This is a genomic window from Gluconobacter sp. P5H9_a (genome assembly GCF_018812085.1).
GTDB lineage: Bacteria > Pseudomonadota > Alphaproteobacteria > Acetobacterales > Acetobacteraceae > Gluconobacter.
Map to the genome: position 1 here is coordinate 136,420 of NZ_JACRVW010000002.1, position 18,282 is coordinate 154,701.

Here is an 18,282-nt window from a genome sequence, read left to right on the forward strand (position 1 = left end):
GATGGGTGTGATTTCAGAGGCTGGCGTTGATGAGGGCGCGTGTTGTCGGGTGTTGAGGGTGCGTCAAAACGTCCGCTGTGGGGCCCGTTTCGACAATTTTCCCACCATCTAAAACGGCAATACGATGTGAAATGTGTCGGATTACAGCCAAGTCATGACTGACAAAAATATATGACAACCCATGACGCTCCTGCAGATCCAGCAAAAGGTTCAGAACGACGGCCTGAGTGGAGACGTCCAGCGCCGAAACAGCCTCGTCTGCCACGATAACATCGGGGCGGGTTACAAGCGCGCGGGCAATTGCGATACGCTGTCTCTGGCCTCCGGAAAATTCCCTCGGATAGCGGCTGATGGCGTCTTCCGGCAGAGCCACGTCTGCCAGAACGTCAAGAACACGACGGTTCCTTTCTTCAGCACTCAAACTGGTCTGATAAAGAGGTTCTGCTACGATTTTTTCCACCGTCTGCCGAGGGTCCAGAGCTCCTTGTGGGTCCTGGAAAATCATCTGGATGTGGGGTCTGAAGCGGTGGCGGGCAACGCCGGTGATGGACGTAATATCCTGTTCTTCAAAGAAAATTTGACCACTTTTCGCACCGACTAAACCCGTGAGGATACGAGCCAACGTAGATTTTCCGCTCCCAGAGGACCCAATAAGCCCCAGTGTTTCGCCCCTATCTACGTGAAGCGAGACATCTTGTAGAATGGTCCTCGGTTTCTGGGGGCGAAACAGCGATGTTCCCCGGCCTGCAACATCGTACTGGATATTCCGGGCTTCCAGAAGGTGGCTCATGGCTCCACCCCAGACGCCAGATTTTCTGGCACTGGCAGGCGTGTCAGCGGCGGATGGTTCACTCCGTGTAGGGACATGCTCAGTAAAGCACGTGTGTATGGGTGCTGAGGTGCTGAAAAAAGTCTTTCCGTCCTTGCGCTTTCCACGAGTGTCCCGTGTTGAAGAACCAGAACATGACTGGCTTTATGGCGGATCAGGCCCAAATCATGGGAAATCATCAGAATGGCCATCTGATTTTCAGATGCAAGATCCTGGACCAGATCCATGACCTCGGCTTGGGTCTGGCTATCCAATGCGGTTGTGAACTCGTCAGCAATCAACAGTGCTGGTTTGCACGCGATTGCGATAGCCAGAAGCACACGCTGTCGCTGACCGCCTGACAGCGTGTGAGGGTAGTCGTTTGCTGAAACCCTTGCACTGAGGCCAACACGATCCAGAAGCTGATGAACGGCCTCTTTGATTTCGCGACCTGTCATGGCGGTGTGCAGTCGGAACGTATCCCCGATTTGCTGACCAATCCGACGGACTGGATTAAGCGCGGTCATGGGTTCCTGAAAAACCATGGCAATCTTCTGACCGCGCAGGCTTCGAAACTGGTGCTCCGGAAGAGAAATGAGGTTCTGGTCTTCAAACAGAGCCTGACCTGACGTTTCAAAGCCATCAGGGAGCAATCCCATAAGCGTACGGGCAAGCGTGGATTTTCCCGACCCAGACTCTCCCGTGATAGCGACGGTTTCACCAGCGTTCATGGTGAAGGACAAAGGATGCAAAATAGCTGTGGAGCCAGCACGAACTGACAAATTTTGAACGGATAGAAGGCGGGTCATGACGGCTGTCCTTTCAGTCGATTGAAAGGGCGCTCCAGAAGGTCACGCAGGCCGTCGCCAAGCAGATTAAACCCGAGCACCAGAACCATCACGGTCACACCTGGAATTGCAACAAGCAGGGGGTGGTCAAAAATATGGATTTGATAAGACGCGAGCGTTCGTCCCAGATCTGGCTGTGGAGGCGGCGCCCCAAGCCCTAGGTAGGATAGGCCGGTTTCTGAGAGAATGGCCAACGCTAAAGACGTCGAGGCATGAACGATTAGGATGGGCGCGATGTTCGGAAGAACATGGCGAAGGATCGTATTGATTGAGTTCAGCCCTGCCATGCGGGCGGCTGCAATGTAATCGAGCACAAGAATGGAGTGTGCGGCCTGTCGGGTAATCCGGATCTGGGCTGGGATGCCGAAAAGTGCAATAGCAAGAATTTCGCCAGTGGCAGAGGCGCCTTGCGCTGTGACGAGCATGGCGGCAATCAGAATAGGGGGAAAAGCCAGCCCCAGATCTGCTGTGCTCATCACGGCTTTGCCGCGCAAACCGCCGTAAGCCGCAACGAGCCCCAAGGCTGTCCCAATGACTGTCGCAAGTGTCACCGCAATCACGGCGATTACCGTGCTGTTGAAAGCCCCTGTCAGGACATAACTCGCAATGTCACGTCCGAACGGGTCCGTTCCCAGTGGGTGAGAGAAAGAAATCGGAGCGTAACGATGCGCGATATCAATCAGAGGAGAGCGGCCACCCCGCCAGATCCATGTAAGTGTTGCTGGGACAAGGCACGCCAGAAGAAGGGCACTTCCAGCAATTAGGCTCCTGTTCGTGCGAAGCCAGGTCATGCACTTTCTCCTGCAAGACGCGGGTCCAACCAGCGAACAATGATGGAAAGTGCCAGATTGAGCAGCAGGACACCCGCGACAATCAGCATGACAAGGTTTTGTACGACCGGAATGTCACGCTGGTTCACGGCTTCCAGAAGAAGTTTTCCGCAGCCGGGAATATTGAACACGCTTTCGACAATAATTGCTCCGGTCACCAGAACGGGAAGCTGAATGCCGATCAGGGTTAGAACCGGAATCAATGCATTCGGGATGGCGACTTTCCAGAGAACGGCCGTGCGGCTGTAGCCTTGAGCGCGTGCTGTCCGGATAAAGTCCTGGTTCAGAACATCAATGAGAGAGGAGCGCATGAAGCGTGCCGCGATGGCTGCCTGTGGGATGGCGAGCGCGACTGTGGGGAGGAAAAGAGCTCGCAGTCCGGTGAAAAATCCTGCGTTCCAGCCCGTAAATCCTCCTGCCGGAAACCAGTGTAGCGTCAGGGAAAACAGCAGCGTCATCATCATGGCGAGCCAGAAGTCCGGAATGGATTTGAGGAACTGCAACGTTGCCATGACGGCAAGATCAAGACCTTTCCCACGATGAGTGGCTGCGATGGCTCCCGTGGGCAACCCAATGAGAAGAGCGAGGCCTGTTGCTAGGAGGATCAGAGGGAGGGTGCTCTGGAAGCGCTCAAGAATCAGCCCACGAACGGGGACATCATAGGTGTAACTCGTTCCAGCCTCTCCGTGCATCAGGCCAGAAATCCAGCGCAGATACCGTGTTGCGGGGGAAGCATCGAGGCCTAGCTGGTGATGGAGAGCCGCGATGCTGTCCGGGCTTGCATCCAGCCCAAGCATCACCGTGGCCGGATCCCCCGGAAGAAGGTTCAACAAAGCGAACACGATCACACTGGCAACTGCGAGAACCACCAGTCTTCCTGAAATGGCAGAGGCAAGATTTGTCATCATGGTTGCCACGTCACATCTGCCATAGGGCAGGCTGCGATTTGCTGGTCGATCCATAAGCCGGAGATATGCCGGTTCAGAACGGTGTCCCGAGGGCGGGAATATAGGAAAACGTTGGGCTCATCCTGCGCGAGACGGTCCTGCATGGCGATGGAGAGGCGATGCCGATCCTCCGCGTTGTCGCTGGCTTCATACTGTTCAAATAGCTCATGAAACTGCGGGCTTTTGTAATGAAAATAGATGTTATCCCGATCATAGATCCCGATGTCGTGCGGCTCTGTATGGGCAATGACTGTCATGTCAAAAGAGCCCTGCCCAAAAACACGGCCCAGCCATGATGGCCATTCCAACGGCTGCAACGTAACGATCAGGCCAACCTGCTCCAGATAAGCGGCAACGATTTCGCTCGTATCGCGAGCATAGGTGATGGGCGGGTAAGAGAGCGTCAGCTGCGTTCCCGGTTTGATGCCAGCCTCTTTGAGAAGCTCCCGTGCACGTTCCGGATTGTATGGGTACCGATCGGGGAGTGCAGCATAGTCTGGGTCATTGGGAGCCATATGAGATTGCAGGACTGTCCCGTCTCCGTCGGCACCAGCCTGAATGAGGGCCTTTCGATCGATAGCGTAGGCAAGAGCTTGACGTACGCCAATGTCATTGAATGGCCTGCGAGCATTGTTCAGTGCCAGAATGGCTTTGAACGGAAAGGTGCCTCGAACGACCTTGATGTTAGGATTTCCTGCAAAACGGCCAAGAATTTCAGGGGCAGGGAATGAGGGATAAGCATCCAGTTCCCCTGCCAAAAGCGCATTGCTGGCGGCAAGCGGATCAGGCATGAACCGGAATGTGACAGCCTTCAGTTCTGGCGCCTTTCCCCAATAATCGGGATTACGGGACAGGGTGACGTGATCGCCTCTTTGCCAAGCTTGAAAGAGGAACGGTCCTGTTCCGATGGGATGGCTGGCGTTCTTGTCTGCTGATGAGGGTGACAGGATGGAGGCATCATTCCACGCAAGCTCATAGGTGAAGCTGCCATGGGCTTTTTTGAGTGCGATATCTGCGTGGGTGGTGTCGGGGCAGCTTACATCCGCGATGTTTGTAAAGAATGTACGATCGGGGTTTGTGCTGGACGTCGCCCCTGCACGCAAAAGGGAAAACCGCACATTTTCACAGGTTAGGAGTGCCCCATCATGGAAATGAACGTTTTCTTGCAAAGCAAAATGATAAACGCGGCCTTCATCTGAGACAGTCCAATCCCGTGCAAGCAGGGGTTGGACGTGCCCGTCACGGTCCAGTCGCGTCAGGCCCTCATAGACATTGTTGTATGTGATTGTGCCGATGGCCTCGCTCGGGCTGCGGGTCGGGTCCAGGCCAGGCGGCTCAATAGAGACGCCAATGCTCATTGTGTCGCGCGTCTGAGCCAGAGCAGATGTGCCCAGGCTCAGACCAGCCATGGTTAAAAGAGCAAAAGTTGACTTCATGGGGTCTCGCCGGGAGCCGGGCGCTTCAGGCCAAGATGCTCGCGCAGAGTGGAGCCTTCATAGGCTGTGCGAAACAGGCCGCGTCTCTGAAGTTCTGGCACCACATGCTCCACAAACGTTTCAAGGCTCTGCGGCAGAATGGGAGGCATGACATTGAACCCGTCTGCCGCGCCCTCCACAAACCACTCTTCAAGCTGATCTGCAATCTCCTTTGGGCCACCATAGATGGACCAATGGCCGCGAGCGCCGCTAACCTCCAGATACAGGTCCCGTAGGGTCATGTTGCGCCGCTTGGCCATCTCTACCAGAAGTGTCTGGCGGCTGCGGTTTCCGTTGAAGTCGGCCGGGGCTTCTGGAAGAGGGGCATCAAGGGGGAGGCCACGGAGATCTGTGCCCGTCATGCCGCCCAGCAGGAATAACCCAACGTCAGGATGGGTAAGTTCGTCAAGTTCGGCCTTCAGATCTTCCGCTTCCATCTGTGTACGACCAACGAGCGGATATACGCCTGGCATGACTTTCAGGGATGCGGGGTCTCGCCCAATTTCCCTCATACGGCGGTGGAGATCGAGGCGGAACGCTTTTGCTTCCTGAATGTCCTGCTGTGCGGTGAAAACCATTTCTGCGGTTTCGGCAGCCAGTTGGCGGCCTGGTTCAGAAGAACCCGCCTGCACAAGAACGGGTCTGCCCTGTGGCGAGCGGGGAATATCGATCTGACCCGCTGCAGAGAGAAACTCGCCCTTGAAGTCGAAGGGACGTCGGCCCTCTGGCGCAAAAAAGGCGCCGCTTTCTGTGTCCCTCAGGAAGGCATCATCGCTCCAGCTATCCCAGAAATTTTCTACAATCTGTGCGAACTCTCGGGCCTGACGATAACGGTCCGCATGCGGGACATGGCTCGGACGTCCGTAGTGAATGGATTCCTTGACGTTAGCCGTTGTGACAAGGTTCCATCCGACACGTCCGCCGCTGATCTGGTCAAGTGAGAGGAACTGCCGGGCGAGGTGATAGGGGACAGAGTATGTTGTGCTGACAGTGCCGATCAGGCCAATCTTATCTGTTGTGGCAGCAAGCGCGGCAAGAAGCGTTAAAGGTTCGAAAGATGCTGCATATGTCATTCTGCGGAAGCCATCGATTGTGGCTTCGTCGATGGAGCTTGTAAAATCTGCGATGAACACGGCATCAAATAATCCCCGTTCAGCTAGGCGTGCCTGTTCAAGCTGACGCTTGAAATTGCTTCCTGCATCAGGGGCAGATCCAGCATGACGCCAAGCCGCCGCATGATGGCCAGTAGGGAGAAGAAATGCGGCGAGTTTCATCTGGGAAGCCATGGATCTTGATCTCTTGTTTTCAACGCGTTCAGAAACACAAAAAAATTGTTGCATTCACAACATAACCTGTTGTGAATCGTTTTTCTATCCCTTAAACGCAATTAAATAGTTGTTTTAAAGAACGACGAAGAAACTTAGTTATTAGGCGGAACCGATGCACGACGTCCTCACTGCTCCGTACCGCAGGAATGCCCTCCTTGTTCGTGGGCGTATCGCACTGATTTCCAGCGTTGCATTCCTGCCGCTCTGGAATGTTGCTGCGGCTGCGGAAGAGAATGCTACGAAAAAGCCCACCCAGGCTGCGTCACGGAAGGGAAGCACTGTCCCTACGGCTGCTCATTCCCAGATTGCATCCAAAGTGCATGCGGCTGAACCTTCACGGGTGGAAAATGTTGTCGTGACGTCTGAGCGTCGTGCAGACAGCCCGCAGAACATTGGTACATCAATCAGTGTGGTTTCCGCAAAAATGCTGGAAAACCGAAACATTAACAATGTGTTCGATCTCCAGTATGCCACGCCATCACTTCAGATCCAGCCTTCCTATGGAAGTGGACAGTTCACGTATACCATCCGTGGTGTCGGCTTCAACAACTACTCCAGTAATAATTCCCCAACAGTTGGTATCTATATCGATGAGGTGGCAAACCCGGTTCCGTTCGGCATCAATGGAATGATGTTTGACATGCAGCGCGTGGAAGTTCTGCGTGGGCCTCAGGGCACGCTTTATGGACGCAACACCACGGGCGGCGCCATCAATTATATTACGAATAAGCCCACCGACAAGCTGGCTGGGGGCGTAAGTGCTCAGTATGGCCGTTTCGATAGCGCCAAGATCGACGGTTATATTTCCGGCCCAATCAATGACAAGCTGAAATTCCGTCTCTCCGGCGAAACACAGCAGGGCGGGGCGTGGCAGTACAACCCTGAAGCGCAAGCGCATCTTGGCAACGTCAATCGTGGTGCCGCCCGCTTGTTGGTGGACTATGCACCGTCAGAGAGCTGGAAAATCGAATGGAATCTGCATGGCAGCCGTGACCGGTCTGACGGAACAGGGGTTTACGCCTGGCGCCCGATTACCAGCCTGAGTTCGACCAATCCAATGCCGGCATCTACCAGTCGCTACAACACGCGCTGGGGTACGTCAGCGCAGTTTGCCAAGGAAACCGGACTGACACCGGACCAGAAGCCTTACAGCCATATTGATACGGGCGGGAGCAGCTTGCGGGTTGAGAAGCACCTTCGTGATTTCACGATCACGAACCTGGCCAGCTATGACTACATGCAGCGGAATGAATACGACAATTTTGATGACTCATCGCTGTCACTCGCCGATGTAAAATTTAACACGCGCGCCAATGTGGTGGCAAATGAACTGCGGTTCTCATCCAATACGTCCGGGCGTCTTCACTGGATCGGTGGCATTTACTACGGGCACCAGTGGTTGAATGATCGCTACCAGTCTGGCTTTGAAGCGCTCTATAATACAGATGGCGATGTCCGTTATTCACAGACGGTCAATACCATCAGCGGATTTGGTCAGGTTACCTATGACCTGACGCCAAAACTGCAACTGGTCGGCGGAATTCGTGTCGAACACGAAAAGCGGACCCTCGACAATGTGTATGCTCATTATCTGGTCGGGGGCGTCGTCACGAACCCGAACAACTCTCTGGCTCAGCAGTCTCAGTCCTATACGCTGCCATCTGCAAAGTTCAGCGTTCAGTATCATCCGTTCAGTCATGACATGACGTATTTCACCTTCAGCAAAGGTGTAAAATCCGGTGGCTTCACGGTGTACAACTCATCTGACGTCACGCAGATGACGAACCCATTCAAGCCTGAGCAGCTTTATTCTTTCGAAGTGGGCAACAAGCTGATCCTGCCGCGGTATAACCTGCGAGTGAATGCTGACTTCTTCTACTATGACTATTTTGACCGTCAGGTTCAGTCCATCGCGTACAGCCCGACCACGGGCTCTGCCATTGGCCTGTTCGTCAATGCGCCACGTTCCCACATGTTTGGTGGGGAATATGAAGTCGAGTGGTCTCCGGTCCCTGGGCTGCATGTGGCGCAGTCTGGCGCTTATGTTGAAGGCGCATACGATGAGTTCAGTGCGGTCACGAGTTCCAGACGAGTTAATGGTGTCTGGGTTGGCGTGAAGCAGGACGTCTCCGGACGTGGCATTGAAGTCCCGCATTTCACAGCCAATGGTTCTGTGGATTATACGTGGCGCGTCGGCAAATACGACCTCGTTTCTGGTGTTGATTACAGCCTGCGTACGACGAGTACGGCCCTGAACTCTGCCAATACGATTCCGGGATATACCCTCTGGGGTGGATATATCTCTTTTGCCCCGCATAAGGGGCACTGGAAGATCGAGGGCATTGGTCGCAACATCACGGACAAGCATTATGACGTGACGCGCGGCTATTTTGTGGGTGGCGACAACATTGCAGTTGCTGGCCGGCCAGCAACCTGGGAAGTGCGCGTTCGCGCAGACTTCTGAAAAAGCGAGGGATGGCGTTCTTGCCATCCCTCTGATTTTTTCAGAACGAGGCCGCCACCGTGCCAAAGAACATGCGTGGCGGTGTAGGATAACCCACATACGTTGAGCCATCTCCCGCGGTGATGGTGGACCAGGAGCGCGTGTTCGTCAGGTTGCTGACGTTGAACTGGAGCTTGAGGCTCTGCATGTGCGGGATATGCTTGAACGTATAACCAGAGCTGAAACCAAGCTGGAACCTTGGTGGCACCATGACGGTATTTGTGATTGTACCTGGACGGACGCCCATATAGGTTCCGAAGAGCTGAGCGTTGAAGCCTGCCTGATTGTAGTTGATGGCGAACTTGTCAGACCAGACAGGAATAGCCGGGACTTTCTCGCCTTTTGTGGCGTAAAGCGTGGTGCCGTCCATGAAATCGCTGCCGTAGATGCTGCTGACATAGGAAACGGCATCGTAGATCGAGAAGTGCTGCCCGAACCGTAGTGTGAAGGACAGATCCATACCATTTGTCGAAACGCTGCCAAGGTTGGCTACAGTGCCACCAACGCCAGAAATTCCCTGATTAGGCGGCTTGATCGAGCCAAGACGATTGAAGAAATCGACATGGTAATACTCAAGCTGACCACTGATCCCGGTGAGTGGGCCGAGAAACAGCGGTCGATTGGTTCGAATGCCGGCTTCATAGGTCCAGGACGTCTCTGGTTTTCCTGTTTTCTTGAAGTCTTCAAATGCTTCCTGGCTGGTCACGGCCCAAGGTGACGTGCTGCCATACCCCGTCTGTGCGAACGAATTCATGTTCTCCTGAATGTTGGCAAATAGCTGCTCATGGGGCGTGAAGCTCCACAAGGCACCAAAAGCAGGAAGAAAGGGCTTGTAAGACGGGATCGTTCCGCCAGCCACTGTGTGGGTGCTGGTATCAACAATTGTTTTTGCGCCCTTAACCGATGATGCCAGAGACTGCGGCAAAGCAGCGACGGGCAGCGTGCCGTTGGTATAAACCATCTCGGACTTGAAGCCTGCTGTCAGGGTCAGATGGGGCGTTACGCGCCAGCTATCCTGCAGGTGTGTGACAAATGTGTTCGTGTAAAACGCATTCATCCACTGAGTAAAAAGAGGATTGGTCGCGCGCTTATAAGGCGTCAGTGTGTCTGTTGCAGTGAGCGGATACCAAAGACGCCCCTGTGTGTTGTTGTTGCGTTCGTACCACCCGCCAACCTCAATATTATGGTGGCCCAGATGATAGTGCAGGGTGCTGGTCAGGCCTCCGCGATAATCTTCATACTCCGTCGTACGAACAGCAAAACCCGTTCCGCCGGTTGCATTCCAGACCTTTGGGTCAATTCCAGCATTGCTATACGTGAACTGACCATTCTTGATGTATTTGGATCCAGTCGGGTCCAGGTAGCTCCCAAGGATCGTCAGGATAGCGTTGGTGCGAATGGACGTTGCGACCACACCTGCGCCATCGTCATAGTGAAAGTAAAGCTGGTTATCCCACGTTAGGTTTGGAGAAAATTTGTGCGAGATTTTCAGATAGGTGAGGTAATCGGTTCGCTGCGCTGCTGAGTAATAGTATTTATTATTGGGCGTTCCCGGGGCTGCGGATTTGGAGGTCATGGCAGGGTAGTTGGCCATGGCGGCGTTCAAATCAGGGAAAAACGCACCGCGAGCATAGAGGTCTGTCGGCGCTGTCAGGCCTTGTGTGTTGGGCTCTGCTTTGTCCTGCCAGTCAAAATACGCCGTGATGGTGGTGTTTTCACCTTTATGAACAAACTTGCCGTTTACCTGATAGCCACCCTGATTGTTTCCTGCACCAAGATTCCAGGGTCTGGCATCTTGCCGTGAGAAAGAGACGTAGGCCGCGTTTCCGTTCCCAAAATTACCTGTGTCTAGACGGGCATAGGTGCGAAACGTGGAATAGCTGCCGAAAGTCTGCCGGATTGTTGCGCCGGCTTTTGCTTTCGGGTCCCGCGTATTGAACTCAATCGTTCCGCCCAGGTTACTGGTGGACGCTGTTCCGAGTGCGCCCGCCCCAGAGGACAGGGACGTTTGGCCGATATTTTCGCTGATGGCGGCTCGTTGCGGAGAGAGGCCAKTATAATTGCCGTAAGCGCCTGCACCGAGTGGCACGCCATCAAGGGTATAGCCAAGCTGGCTGTTGGAGAAACCGTGAACGTAAATGCTTGAGTTCTGCTCGTTGTTTCCCCACGGATCAACATTGGTGAACGTCACGCCCGGCAAGAGATCCAGTGCCTGCATCGGGTTCTGACCCGGCATCATTTCCTGCATCTGGTCGCCGCTGATGCTCAGCACAGACCGCGTTCGATGGCCTGTTGCAACAATCTGCTCAATGTCGCGCGCATCCCGGGTCCGCGATGCGCGTATGCGCTTTGGGAGGCGTTTTGTAGCGGCACCACGTCGAATGACCATTCCGCCGCCTGGAGCAACCTCGGCAACCAGACCACTCCCACTGAGCAACCGCGCGACGGCTGCGTCAGCTGACAGGGCACCATTAACGGACGGAGCCTCAAGGTGGCCCACCAGTTCAGGGGAAAAAATGACACTCTGTCCGGTCTGTTGGCTCAGGGATTCCAGTGCCTGTGCCATTGGCTGACGGTTAATGTGAATATTCGCTGTGGCTGACGGTGTAGCCAGAGCAGAATGGGTCAGAATGGTCGTCCCTACAGTCAGAAGCAGAACTGCGCGAAGGGGGCACCGGACGTTGACGGCCATGTATTCTCTATCCTGTTGGTGATCGCAGAAGGCGGTCTCGACAGGAAGACAAACGAAAACTGAAAAACCTCAGCATTGTTCAACGGTTTTCATGAAACCGTCATAAAGCACGAAAGATGAAAACGTTTCCCTGTTCCTGGAGCGTCAAGGGAAGAAGGCGCGGAAGCATCCGCAAAAACATCTCGCCCTGCGACACAAAATAAACCCCGCTTAACCGCATATTTGAAACAGTGGGCGACGCCAGGATAATCTGACGTTGGCTATACCGTCGGATTTCTAAAACAGCCTCTTCCAGAGGCGTATTGCGAAAAATCAGACGTCCGGTTTGCCAGGAAAGAAGCGCTTCGATGTTGGGATAATCGATGCTCACCGCACCATTCTGGGCAATGCGAAAGCGCTGCCCCGTTCGGATCCAGATATCACGCGCGGCAGTTGTTCCGCTTCGGAGCAATATCCTGCCCCGAAGCGCCGTGATGTCTGTGCAGTTCTGTTCCATGCGGACATTAGCTGAGGTCTGTCGTGAGAGCCGAACTATGACGTTTCGAACTGAGAGGTGGAAATCTGATGGGCTTTCAGGGGAAAGCAGCACTTGTCCGTGCTCCAGTCGCGCGCGGTGCCCATCTTCAGACAGCGTCATCCGGCTTCCTGAATCCAGGAGGCATGTGCCGTAATCAGGCAATGCAATGCGAAGAGTATGCCCAGTCGATGCCTGCAGAACACGGGACGCCCGGGCAGTCTTGTTCATCGGCACAAGTGCGATGAGCGCAGCTGAGGCAAGGGCCAATGCACTTCTACGCCCTAACGAAAAACCATGCGTATCTAAGCGTTTTGCGGGCGTTGCAGGAATGCTTTGTGTTGGAACCCCGCCGCCAAGCTCCCAGTAATCCGTCAGGAGTTCAAAAGTATTGGCGTTACAGGTGTCCTCACGCATCCACTGTAAAAAGCGGGCACGATCCGTGTCGTTACAATCGTCAGCGTGCAGGCGCGCAATCCAGAGGGCGGCCTGTTCCCGAACTGCGAACTGCTTTTCGGAAGGCATTAATGGTCCATCCAGGAAGCAAGGAAGACAAGAGCTTTTGCGATATGCTTTTCCACGCTGCTTTCGCTCATTCCCAGCGTTAAAGCAATCTCCCGATACTTCATTTTTTCAACACGATTGAGAAGAAAGGCCTGCCTTGTCTTTTCGGGAAGCTGTCTGCAACCCTCGTGGAAGCGATCCATTCTTTGGCCTGACGCATAAACGTCTTCCTGGGATGGCCCAGGATCTTCTATTTCTAATGTAATATCCCGATCATCGCTGAAAGATTGCAGGCGCGATGAGGCTTTTTTCAAATCATTGAGATGCAGGTTGAGCGCACTTCTGGTGATGTATGCCTCCGGATGCGTCACGTCGTCTTTGGCGCGTTCATAATAATTCGCCAGCGCCGTCTGCAGATGATCTTCAGCATCATCGCGATGTGTCAGGCTTTTGATGCGGCGGCAAAGGCGCAGCCATTCCTGCTGACAGGGAAACCAGTTTTCCGCCAAAGCTTCTATCATCCTGTTTTAAAGATGGACTGCCTGAAGCGCTCCATTACGGATTTTGGCGGGGTGGGTCTGTGACAGTTTCATGAAAAAAGGCTGAAGGGCATGGGCAAACGCTCTCATTCGCTGTCTTGGAAAGAGTGCGACCGCTCGATTTCAGCGAAAGATTTTCCATCATGCTTTTAAACCGCCGACGGGTACTGACAGGTCTGGGAGCCGGGCTCCTGTTTTCCTATCGCCTGAAGCAGTTGTCTGCTGCCGCCCCGAATAATCTGGACAAGACTCCTGAGTTTGATGCATCGCCCTTTCAGTTGGGTGTCGCGTCTGGAGATCCGGCACCAGACGGTTTCGTAATATGGACACGCCTTGCGCCACACCCGCTGGAAGAGGCGGGAGGAATGAAGCGCCTGAAGCCCGTTCTGGTGGACTGGGAAATCAGCGAGGATGAGCGTTTCTCAACGCGCCTGCGGTCGGGGCAGACCATTGCTCACCCAGAACTCGCTCATTCCGTTCATGTTGAAGTTTATGGGCTCCAACCCGATCGGCCTTACTGGTATCGTTTCCATATTGCCGGACATGAGAGCCCGATAGGTCGTGCCCGTACTTTGCCGTTGCCCGGTGCAAGCGTGCAGCGTGTAAGGTTCGCCGCGGCAGGGTGTCAGCACTACGAATTTGGATATTACAGTGGCTGGCGAGCTATCGCGAATGAGAACGTCGATTTTGTTTTCCATTACGGTGACTATATTTACGAAGGCCCCGATATTGGGGCAGGCGTACACACGGTTTATGGAAAGCCATTTACGGCAATCCGTCGGCACATCGGGCCGGAAATCTATTCCCTCGACGAATATCGCCGCCGTTACGCGCAGTACAAAATTGACCCGGATCTACAGGCTGCTCATGCCGCTGCGCCATGGCTGGTAAGCTTTGATGATCATGAAGTTGATAATAACTGGGCAGGGGATACCGATCAGGACGGAACTCCGGCGGATATTTTCCGTCTGCGTCGGGCATCCGCCATGCAGGCCTATTACGAACATATGCCTCTTCGTATCAGCTCTCTTCCAGATGGCAGTCACATGCAGATGTACCGAAGCTTCTGCTTTGGTGATCTGATGAATACGTTCGTGCTGGACACCCGTCAGTACCGGAGCGATCAGGCTTATGGTGATAAAGACGTTCCGCAGGGACCGGATGTCTGGTCACCCGAACGCACAATGATGGGACAACAGCAGGAATCCTGGCTTTTTAACGGGCTGGGACAGTCTGACACGCGGTGGAACCTGCTGGCGCATCAGGTCATGGTTATGGATCTTGCTCACCGTAAGTCAGCCCATTCGGAGCTGCTTTACAGTATGGATCAGTGGTCCGGTTATATGCATAGCCGTAACCGACTGCTTCAGTTCATCGGAGAGCACTGCCCTGGAAACGTGGTCAACGTGACGGGCGACGCACATCGGCATTATGCGGGCAATCTTGTGATTGATCCCGCCAAGCAGAAGCCAGTGTCGGTGGAATTTCTGGCGACGTCCATTTCGTCAGGCGGTGATGGCGTTGGAGATAATGACGCCCATAGCCAGTCGGTTCGGCGTGAAAACCCGCATCTTAAGGCAACGACAGACAAGCGTGGCTATGTGTTGTGCGATGTTGGCCGGGACGTCTGGCGAGCAGATCTTAAAACTCTGGATCAGGTGAACAATCACGATGGACAGCTCTCAACCTACGCCAGTTTTGCAGTTGAGCGTGGCAACCCAGGCCTTCAAAAGGCCTGAGTGGATATTTCGGCCATCAGGGCGTTTCGTCCTGATGGTTTGAGGTCATGCGAAAGCAGGTCAGCAAGCCTGCGAGAGACGTAAAGAACAGAACCAGTCCCATCGGTAAGGCACTGGTTTTGCTCAGTCCGACGAGAGGAGCAGCAACGCCGCCAACCAGGAGGTTGAGAGAGCCGAGGATGGCACTCGCACTTCCTGCACGGTGGCCTTGCTTGGCAATGGCGAGAACAAATGTAGCCGTCAAAATCATGCCGATGCACGTCATGTAAAGGAAGATGGCTGCTACCAACAGGAAGAGCGGTCCTTTCAGTGTCGCGATAAGCGTGATCAGTGCGGCCGCGGTTGTGATGCAGATCACGGAGGCCCGAAGCATTGTATTGGTTCGTGCCATGCTGCCTGCACGGCCAATCAGCCAGCTCCCACCGACGAGTGCCAGACCATTAATTCCGAACAGAAGACTGAATGTCTGGGGCGAGACGCCGTAGATGTCCTGATAGACGAAGGGCGTGCCGGCCACATAGGCAAAGCTGCCGCCATGGATCAGCCCCACAGTCAACGCATGCCCAATGAATTCCCGGTCCGTCAGCAGACTATGGAATGTCTCTAGCGTCGAGCGTGCTGAATTGGGGAGACGACGGTGTAATTCAAGAGTTTCATTCAGGCGCCCGCCAACCAGACCTAGCGCCACGACGCCAAAGCCTGTCAGGAACCAGAACATGGTGCGCCATGTTGCTGATGGCAGGGCCAAAATGGCTCCGCCCATCATCGGCGCTACCATGGGGGCAACAGCATTGATGATCATCAAGCGAGAAAAGAACCGTGCGAGTTCCGGCCCATTGAACACGTCCCGCACCACCGCCCGGGACAGAACCAGTCCGGCTGATGCTGTGAGGCCCTGAAGAAAGCGGGCAACGATGAACGCTGTGATGCTGGATGAAATGGCGCAGAACAGGGATGACAGCGCAAAAAGCGCCATCGCTGCCAGCAACGGCCCTTTTCGGCCGCGTGAGTCGCTGAACGGGCCCACCATGAGCTGTCCCAGAGCCAGCCCGATCAGGGTGCTGGTCAGGCTGAACTGAACCGCGGTCTCTCCAGCGTGGAAATCATGCCCGATACTGGGGAAACCCGGCAGGTACATGTCGATGTTAAGCGGACCGAGACAGGTCAGCAGTCCGAGGATGAGGATAAGATCCCGTTGGGCGGGACGTGATGTCTCGGTAGTGGGATCAGTCATGGACTGGAACCTTGATAATGGTGACGCCAGAGGCTGTCATGCGGGTGAGTTCGTCTGTCGGGGCATCATCGGTAACGATCAGGGTCTGGACAGTTTCAAGAGGGGCAACAGGGAAGCGCCCCCCGGACCCGATCTTGCTTGCCTCGGCCATAATCACCACGTTTTCGCTCCGGCTCAGAACCTCACGTTTGAAGGCGGCTTCTTCATGATCCCAGACACTTGGTCCTTCGGCGGAAATGGCCCAGACGCCCAAAGAGCAGAGATCAAAACGGTAGTGCTGAAGAGACTGGACGGCGACTGAACCTGTCACGCCACCCGTTGTTCCTTCCAGACGTCCGCCAATCATAATGGTTTCAATCTGGTCTGCGTCGCTCAAAGCAACAGCAACGGCGGGACTGGATGTGACCACAGTCAAAGGTGTATCGCGGGGAAGCGATCCAGCCAGCGCAATATTGGTTGAGCCTGTGTCGATGAAGACAACCTGCCGCGGCTTGAAAAGCGTTGCGGCCTGCCGTGCGAGGGCGTTCTTCAGTGGAACCTTTTCGCCCATTCTTGCCCGGATGTGAGACGCATTGGGCTGTAGCCGCAGTGCGCCGCCATAAACGCGTCGACATTCTCCTGCTTCAGAAAGCTCACGCAAATCGCGCCGGATCATATCAACCGGGACGGTCCATTCCGTGGCCAGATCAGCTGCGACAACACGGCCATGGCTTCGCAGACGGGCGCGAATGTGGCTGAGACGTTCGTCCTTGAGAATGGGACTTTCTCCAAAACGGGTTAAAACACGCGCAAACCGTCATAAACGCGCATAACCTGTCAAGAAGTTTTGCATGTCCCTCTGTTTTGAAAGGGAAGGTGTGGCAGATCAGAAACTCAGGACAGCATCCAGATTGAACCACAGCATGTTGTTCGTCCCGTTATTCACCGTTCTGGAGGAGACTGTGCCGGATTGATTGAAGGGGTGTGTTCCATTCAGGGATTTGTCCAGACGGATTTCAGGTCGGACGGTCAGGCTGGCTGGACCCAGATGTCGGTTGATGAAGCTGGGTCGGTACGCCACCCCAACTGTCAGGTCTCCGTATGTGGTTGGCAGGGCGTTATAATACTCGAACGGGCGGTTTCTCAGCGAGTTTGTGTAGGACATGTCGCTGGAATACTGGTTGATGATGCCGCCAGTGTTGTCTCGGAAGATCTCACCTCGGACGTTGAGTGTGAGGGATGGCCGGATGTCCCACGACAGATATGAAGAAACGCCATACGCATCGTCGCGCGACGCATCGTCATGCAGATAGAGGGCTTCTGCCATGACGGACAATGCATCTGTTACGTGATAGGTGGCGAGAAGATCCGCATTATACTGCATGAGATCGTTGGCGGACCGCCCGATGCCCGCACTGTTCCATCCGGCGGGTGAGACAATCGTGCGGCCATTATTTGCCTGCGGGCCGAAATGGCCAATGGCATGGACATTCAGCTTGCCGCCCATCAGATTATTCCAGGCAAAGCCAAAGTAGCCTTTGGGTCTGCTGTTGTTTCCAGCACCTCCGAAGGTTGTGGAATTGCCTGCATCGATGCCAAGGATCCAGTCCATGTGATGGCTTAAATGCATCGTGGCCACGACGCCTACCGTCTCGAAGGGAACGATATAGTCGGCAGCGTAGTTGAAAGAATAGAACGGACGGGCGAGGGCTGGTGTGCCTTCAGCGCCCATCAGGCCATACATTTGACCGGCCTGGAAATCGATGCCGTGATGGAAAATCCAGGGCGTGTGGATGTCTATATGGGCCTGTGTGGGGGCCCACTGGTACAAGCCGCTAATCGTGCCGTCGCCCATTCCGATCGTTGGGTCGAAACGTGAGTCAGATCCGTACATCATCTCTACGACAAACCCGATCCCGTAACCGCTTCCGATGGAGGTGACGGGATGGGAGAGAGAGCCCATGATCTGGTTAAGGGTCACGGTATTCGCGCGATCCAGATAAAACTGCCCGAAATTGCGTCCAGACCTCGTCCACGGGTTCCCGCTGATACCTGCTTCGACCGTGAGATGTCCGACCAGGCCATCCCAATAGGTAAGGGGACGTCCGGCTTTTGGGGAGAAAAGATTTCCGGCTTTCAACGCCGGAAGATCAGGGTCTCCGGCATCGTTGGTATGGGATGCTGTTGGCGGTGGTGTAGGGTGATTGGGATTAGGCGTGCCGTTTGGCGTGATAGTCGTGTTTGAAGAGGCCGCCGCCTGCGCATAGGCGAAAGACGGCAGGGCGGTTCCGGCCAGCAGACAAAAGATTGCCATGACGTGTTTTTTTGACACGCGAAATTCC

The 18,282-nt window shown here is 54.7% G+C and carries 14 protein-coding genes; 2 read left to right on the plus strand and 12 right to left on the minus strand.

From position 1 onward, the window contains the following. Window positions 1–13: 13 nt before the first annotated feature. Genes KP708_RS02620 through KP708_RS02645 form a run of 6 tightly spaced genes read right to left on the minus strand, consistent with a single transcriptional unit; the run spans window position 14 to window position 6,194 of the window. The gene (locus KP708_RS02620; protein ID WP_215750273.1) at window positions 14–790 is read right to left on the minus strand and encodes an ATP-binding cassette domain-containing protein; all 777 of its coding nucleotides are present in this window, start codon (window positions 788–790) and stop codon (window positions 14–16) included. Beyond that, a complete protein-coding gene (locus KP708_RS02625; protein ID WP_215750274.1) occupies window positions 787–1,617 on the minus strand; it encodes an ABC transporter ATP-binding protein in 831 nt (276 codons plus the stop codon). The genes KP708_RS02620 and KP708_RS02625 overlap by 4 nt, the downstream gene beginning before the upstream one ends. Further along, window positions 1,614–2,447 carry an ABC transporter permease gene (locus KP708_RS02630; RefSeq protein WP_215750275.1) on the minus strand — a complete coding sequence of 278 codons (834 nt, stop codon included), beginning with the start codon at window positions 2,445–2,447 and terminating at the stop codon, window positions 1,614–1,616. Before KP708_RS02630 ends, KP708_RS02625 begins: the two co-directional genes overlap by 4 nt. Further along, the gene (locus KP708_RS02635) at window positions 2,444–3,394 is read right to left on the minus strand and encodes an ABC transporter permease (protein WP_252347387.1); all 951 of its coding nucleotides are present in this window, start codon (window positions 3,392–3,394) and stop codon (window positions 2,444–2,446) included. Before KP708_RS02635 ends, KP708_RS02630 begins: the two co-directional genes overlap by 4 nt. Next, window positions 3,391–4,869: an ABC transporter substrate-binding protein gene (locus KP708_RS02640; protein WP_215750276.1), complete on the minus strand. Its 1,479-nt coding sequence runs from the start codon at window positions 4,867–4,869 to the stop codon at window positions 3,391–3,393. The genes KP708_RS02635 and KP708_RS02640 overlap by 4 nt, the downstream gene beginning before the upstream one ends. Further along, window positions 4,866–6,194 (minus strand): LLM class flavin-dependent oxidoreductase, encoded by a 1,329-nt coding sequence (locus KP708_RS02645; protein ID WP_215750277.1) that lies wholly within the window; start codon window positions 6,192–6,194, stop codon window positions 4,866–4,868. The genes KP708_RS02640 and KP708_RS02645 overlap by 4 nt, the downstream gene beginning before the upstream one ends. A gap of 154 nt (window positions 6,195–6,348) precedes the next feature. Here KP708_RS02645 and KP708_RS02650 point away from each other — a divergent pair, with 154 nt between their 5' ends. After that, window positions 6,349–8,700: a TonB-dependent receptor gene (locus KP708_RS02650; RefSeq protein ID WP_215750278.1), complete on the plus strand. Its 2,352-nt coding sequence runs from the start codon at window positions 6,349–6,351 to the stop codon at window positions 8,698–8,700. 40 nt (window positions 8,701–8,740) lie between these two features. Here the strand turns inward: KP708_RS02650 and KP708_RS02655 are convergent, their stop codons facing one another. From KP708_RS02655 to KP708_RS02665, 3 genes are all read right to left on the minus strand, one after another. Continuing rightward, a complete protein-coding gene (locus KP708_RS02655; protein ID WP_215757139.1) occupies window positions 8,741–11,431 on the minus strand; it encodes a TonB-dependent receptor in 2,691 nt (896 codons plus the stop codon). A gap of 100 nt (window positions 11,432–11,531) precedes the next feature. Further along, window positions 11,532–12,470, minus strand: coding sequence for a DUF4880 domain-containing protein (locus KP708_RS02660; protein ID WP_215750280.1), 939 nt, complete (start codon window positions 12,468–12,470; stop codon window positions 11,532–11,534). Next, window positions 12,470–12,958, minus strand: coding sequence for an RNA polymerase sigma factor (locus KP708_RS02665; protein WP_252348074.1), 489 nt, complete (start codon window positions 12,956–12,958; stop codon window positions 12,470–12,472). The genes KP708_RS02660 and KP708_RS02665 overlap by 1 nt, the downstream gene beginning before the upstream one ends. 173 nt (window positions 12,959–13,131) lie before the next feature. Between KP708_RS02665 and KP708_RS02670 the strand changes: the two genes are divergently transcribed. Further along, entirely contained in the window at window positions 13,132–14,727 is a 1,596-nt protein-coding gene (locus tag KP708_RS02670) for an alkaline phosphatase (protein WP_215750281.1), read from the plus strand. Between the two features lie 16 nt (window positions 14,728–14,743). On the opposite strand, the gene KP708_RS02675 is transcribed toward KP708_RS02670, so the two are convergent. From KP708_RS02675 to KP708_RS02685, 3 genes are all read right to left on the minus strand, one after another. Then, window positions 14,744–15,961, minus strand: coding sequence for a Bcr/CflA family efflux MFS transporter (locus KP708_RS02675; protein ID WP_211509897.1), 1,218 nt, complete (start codon window positions 15,959–15,961; stop codon window positions 14,744–14,746). Next, the gene (locus tag KP708_RS02680; protein ID WP_215750526.1) at window positions 15,954–16,718 is read right to left on the minus strand and encodes a DeoR/GlpR family DNA-binding transcription regulator; all 765 of its coding nucleotides are present in this window, start codon (window positions 16,716–16,718) and stop codon (window positions 15,954–15,956) included. The genes KP708_RS02675 and KP708_RS02680 overlap by 8 nt, the downstream gene beginning before the upstream one ends. Window positions 16,719–16,826: 108 nt before the next feature. Continuing rightward, the gene (locus KP708_RS02685; protein ID WP_215750282.1) at window positions 16,827–18,272 is read right to left on the minus strand and encodes an outer membrane beta-barrel protein; all 1,446 of its coding nucleotides are present in this window, start codon (window positions 18,270–18,272) and stop codon (window positions 16,827–16,829) included. Window positions 18,273–18,282 lie beyond the last annotated feature (10 nt).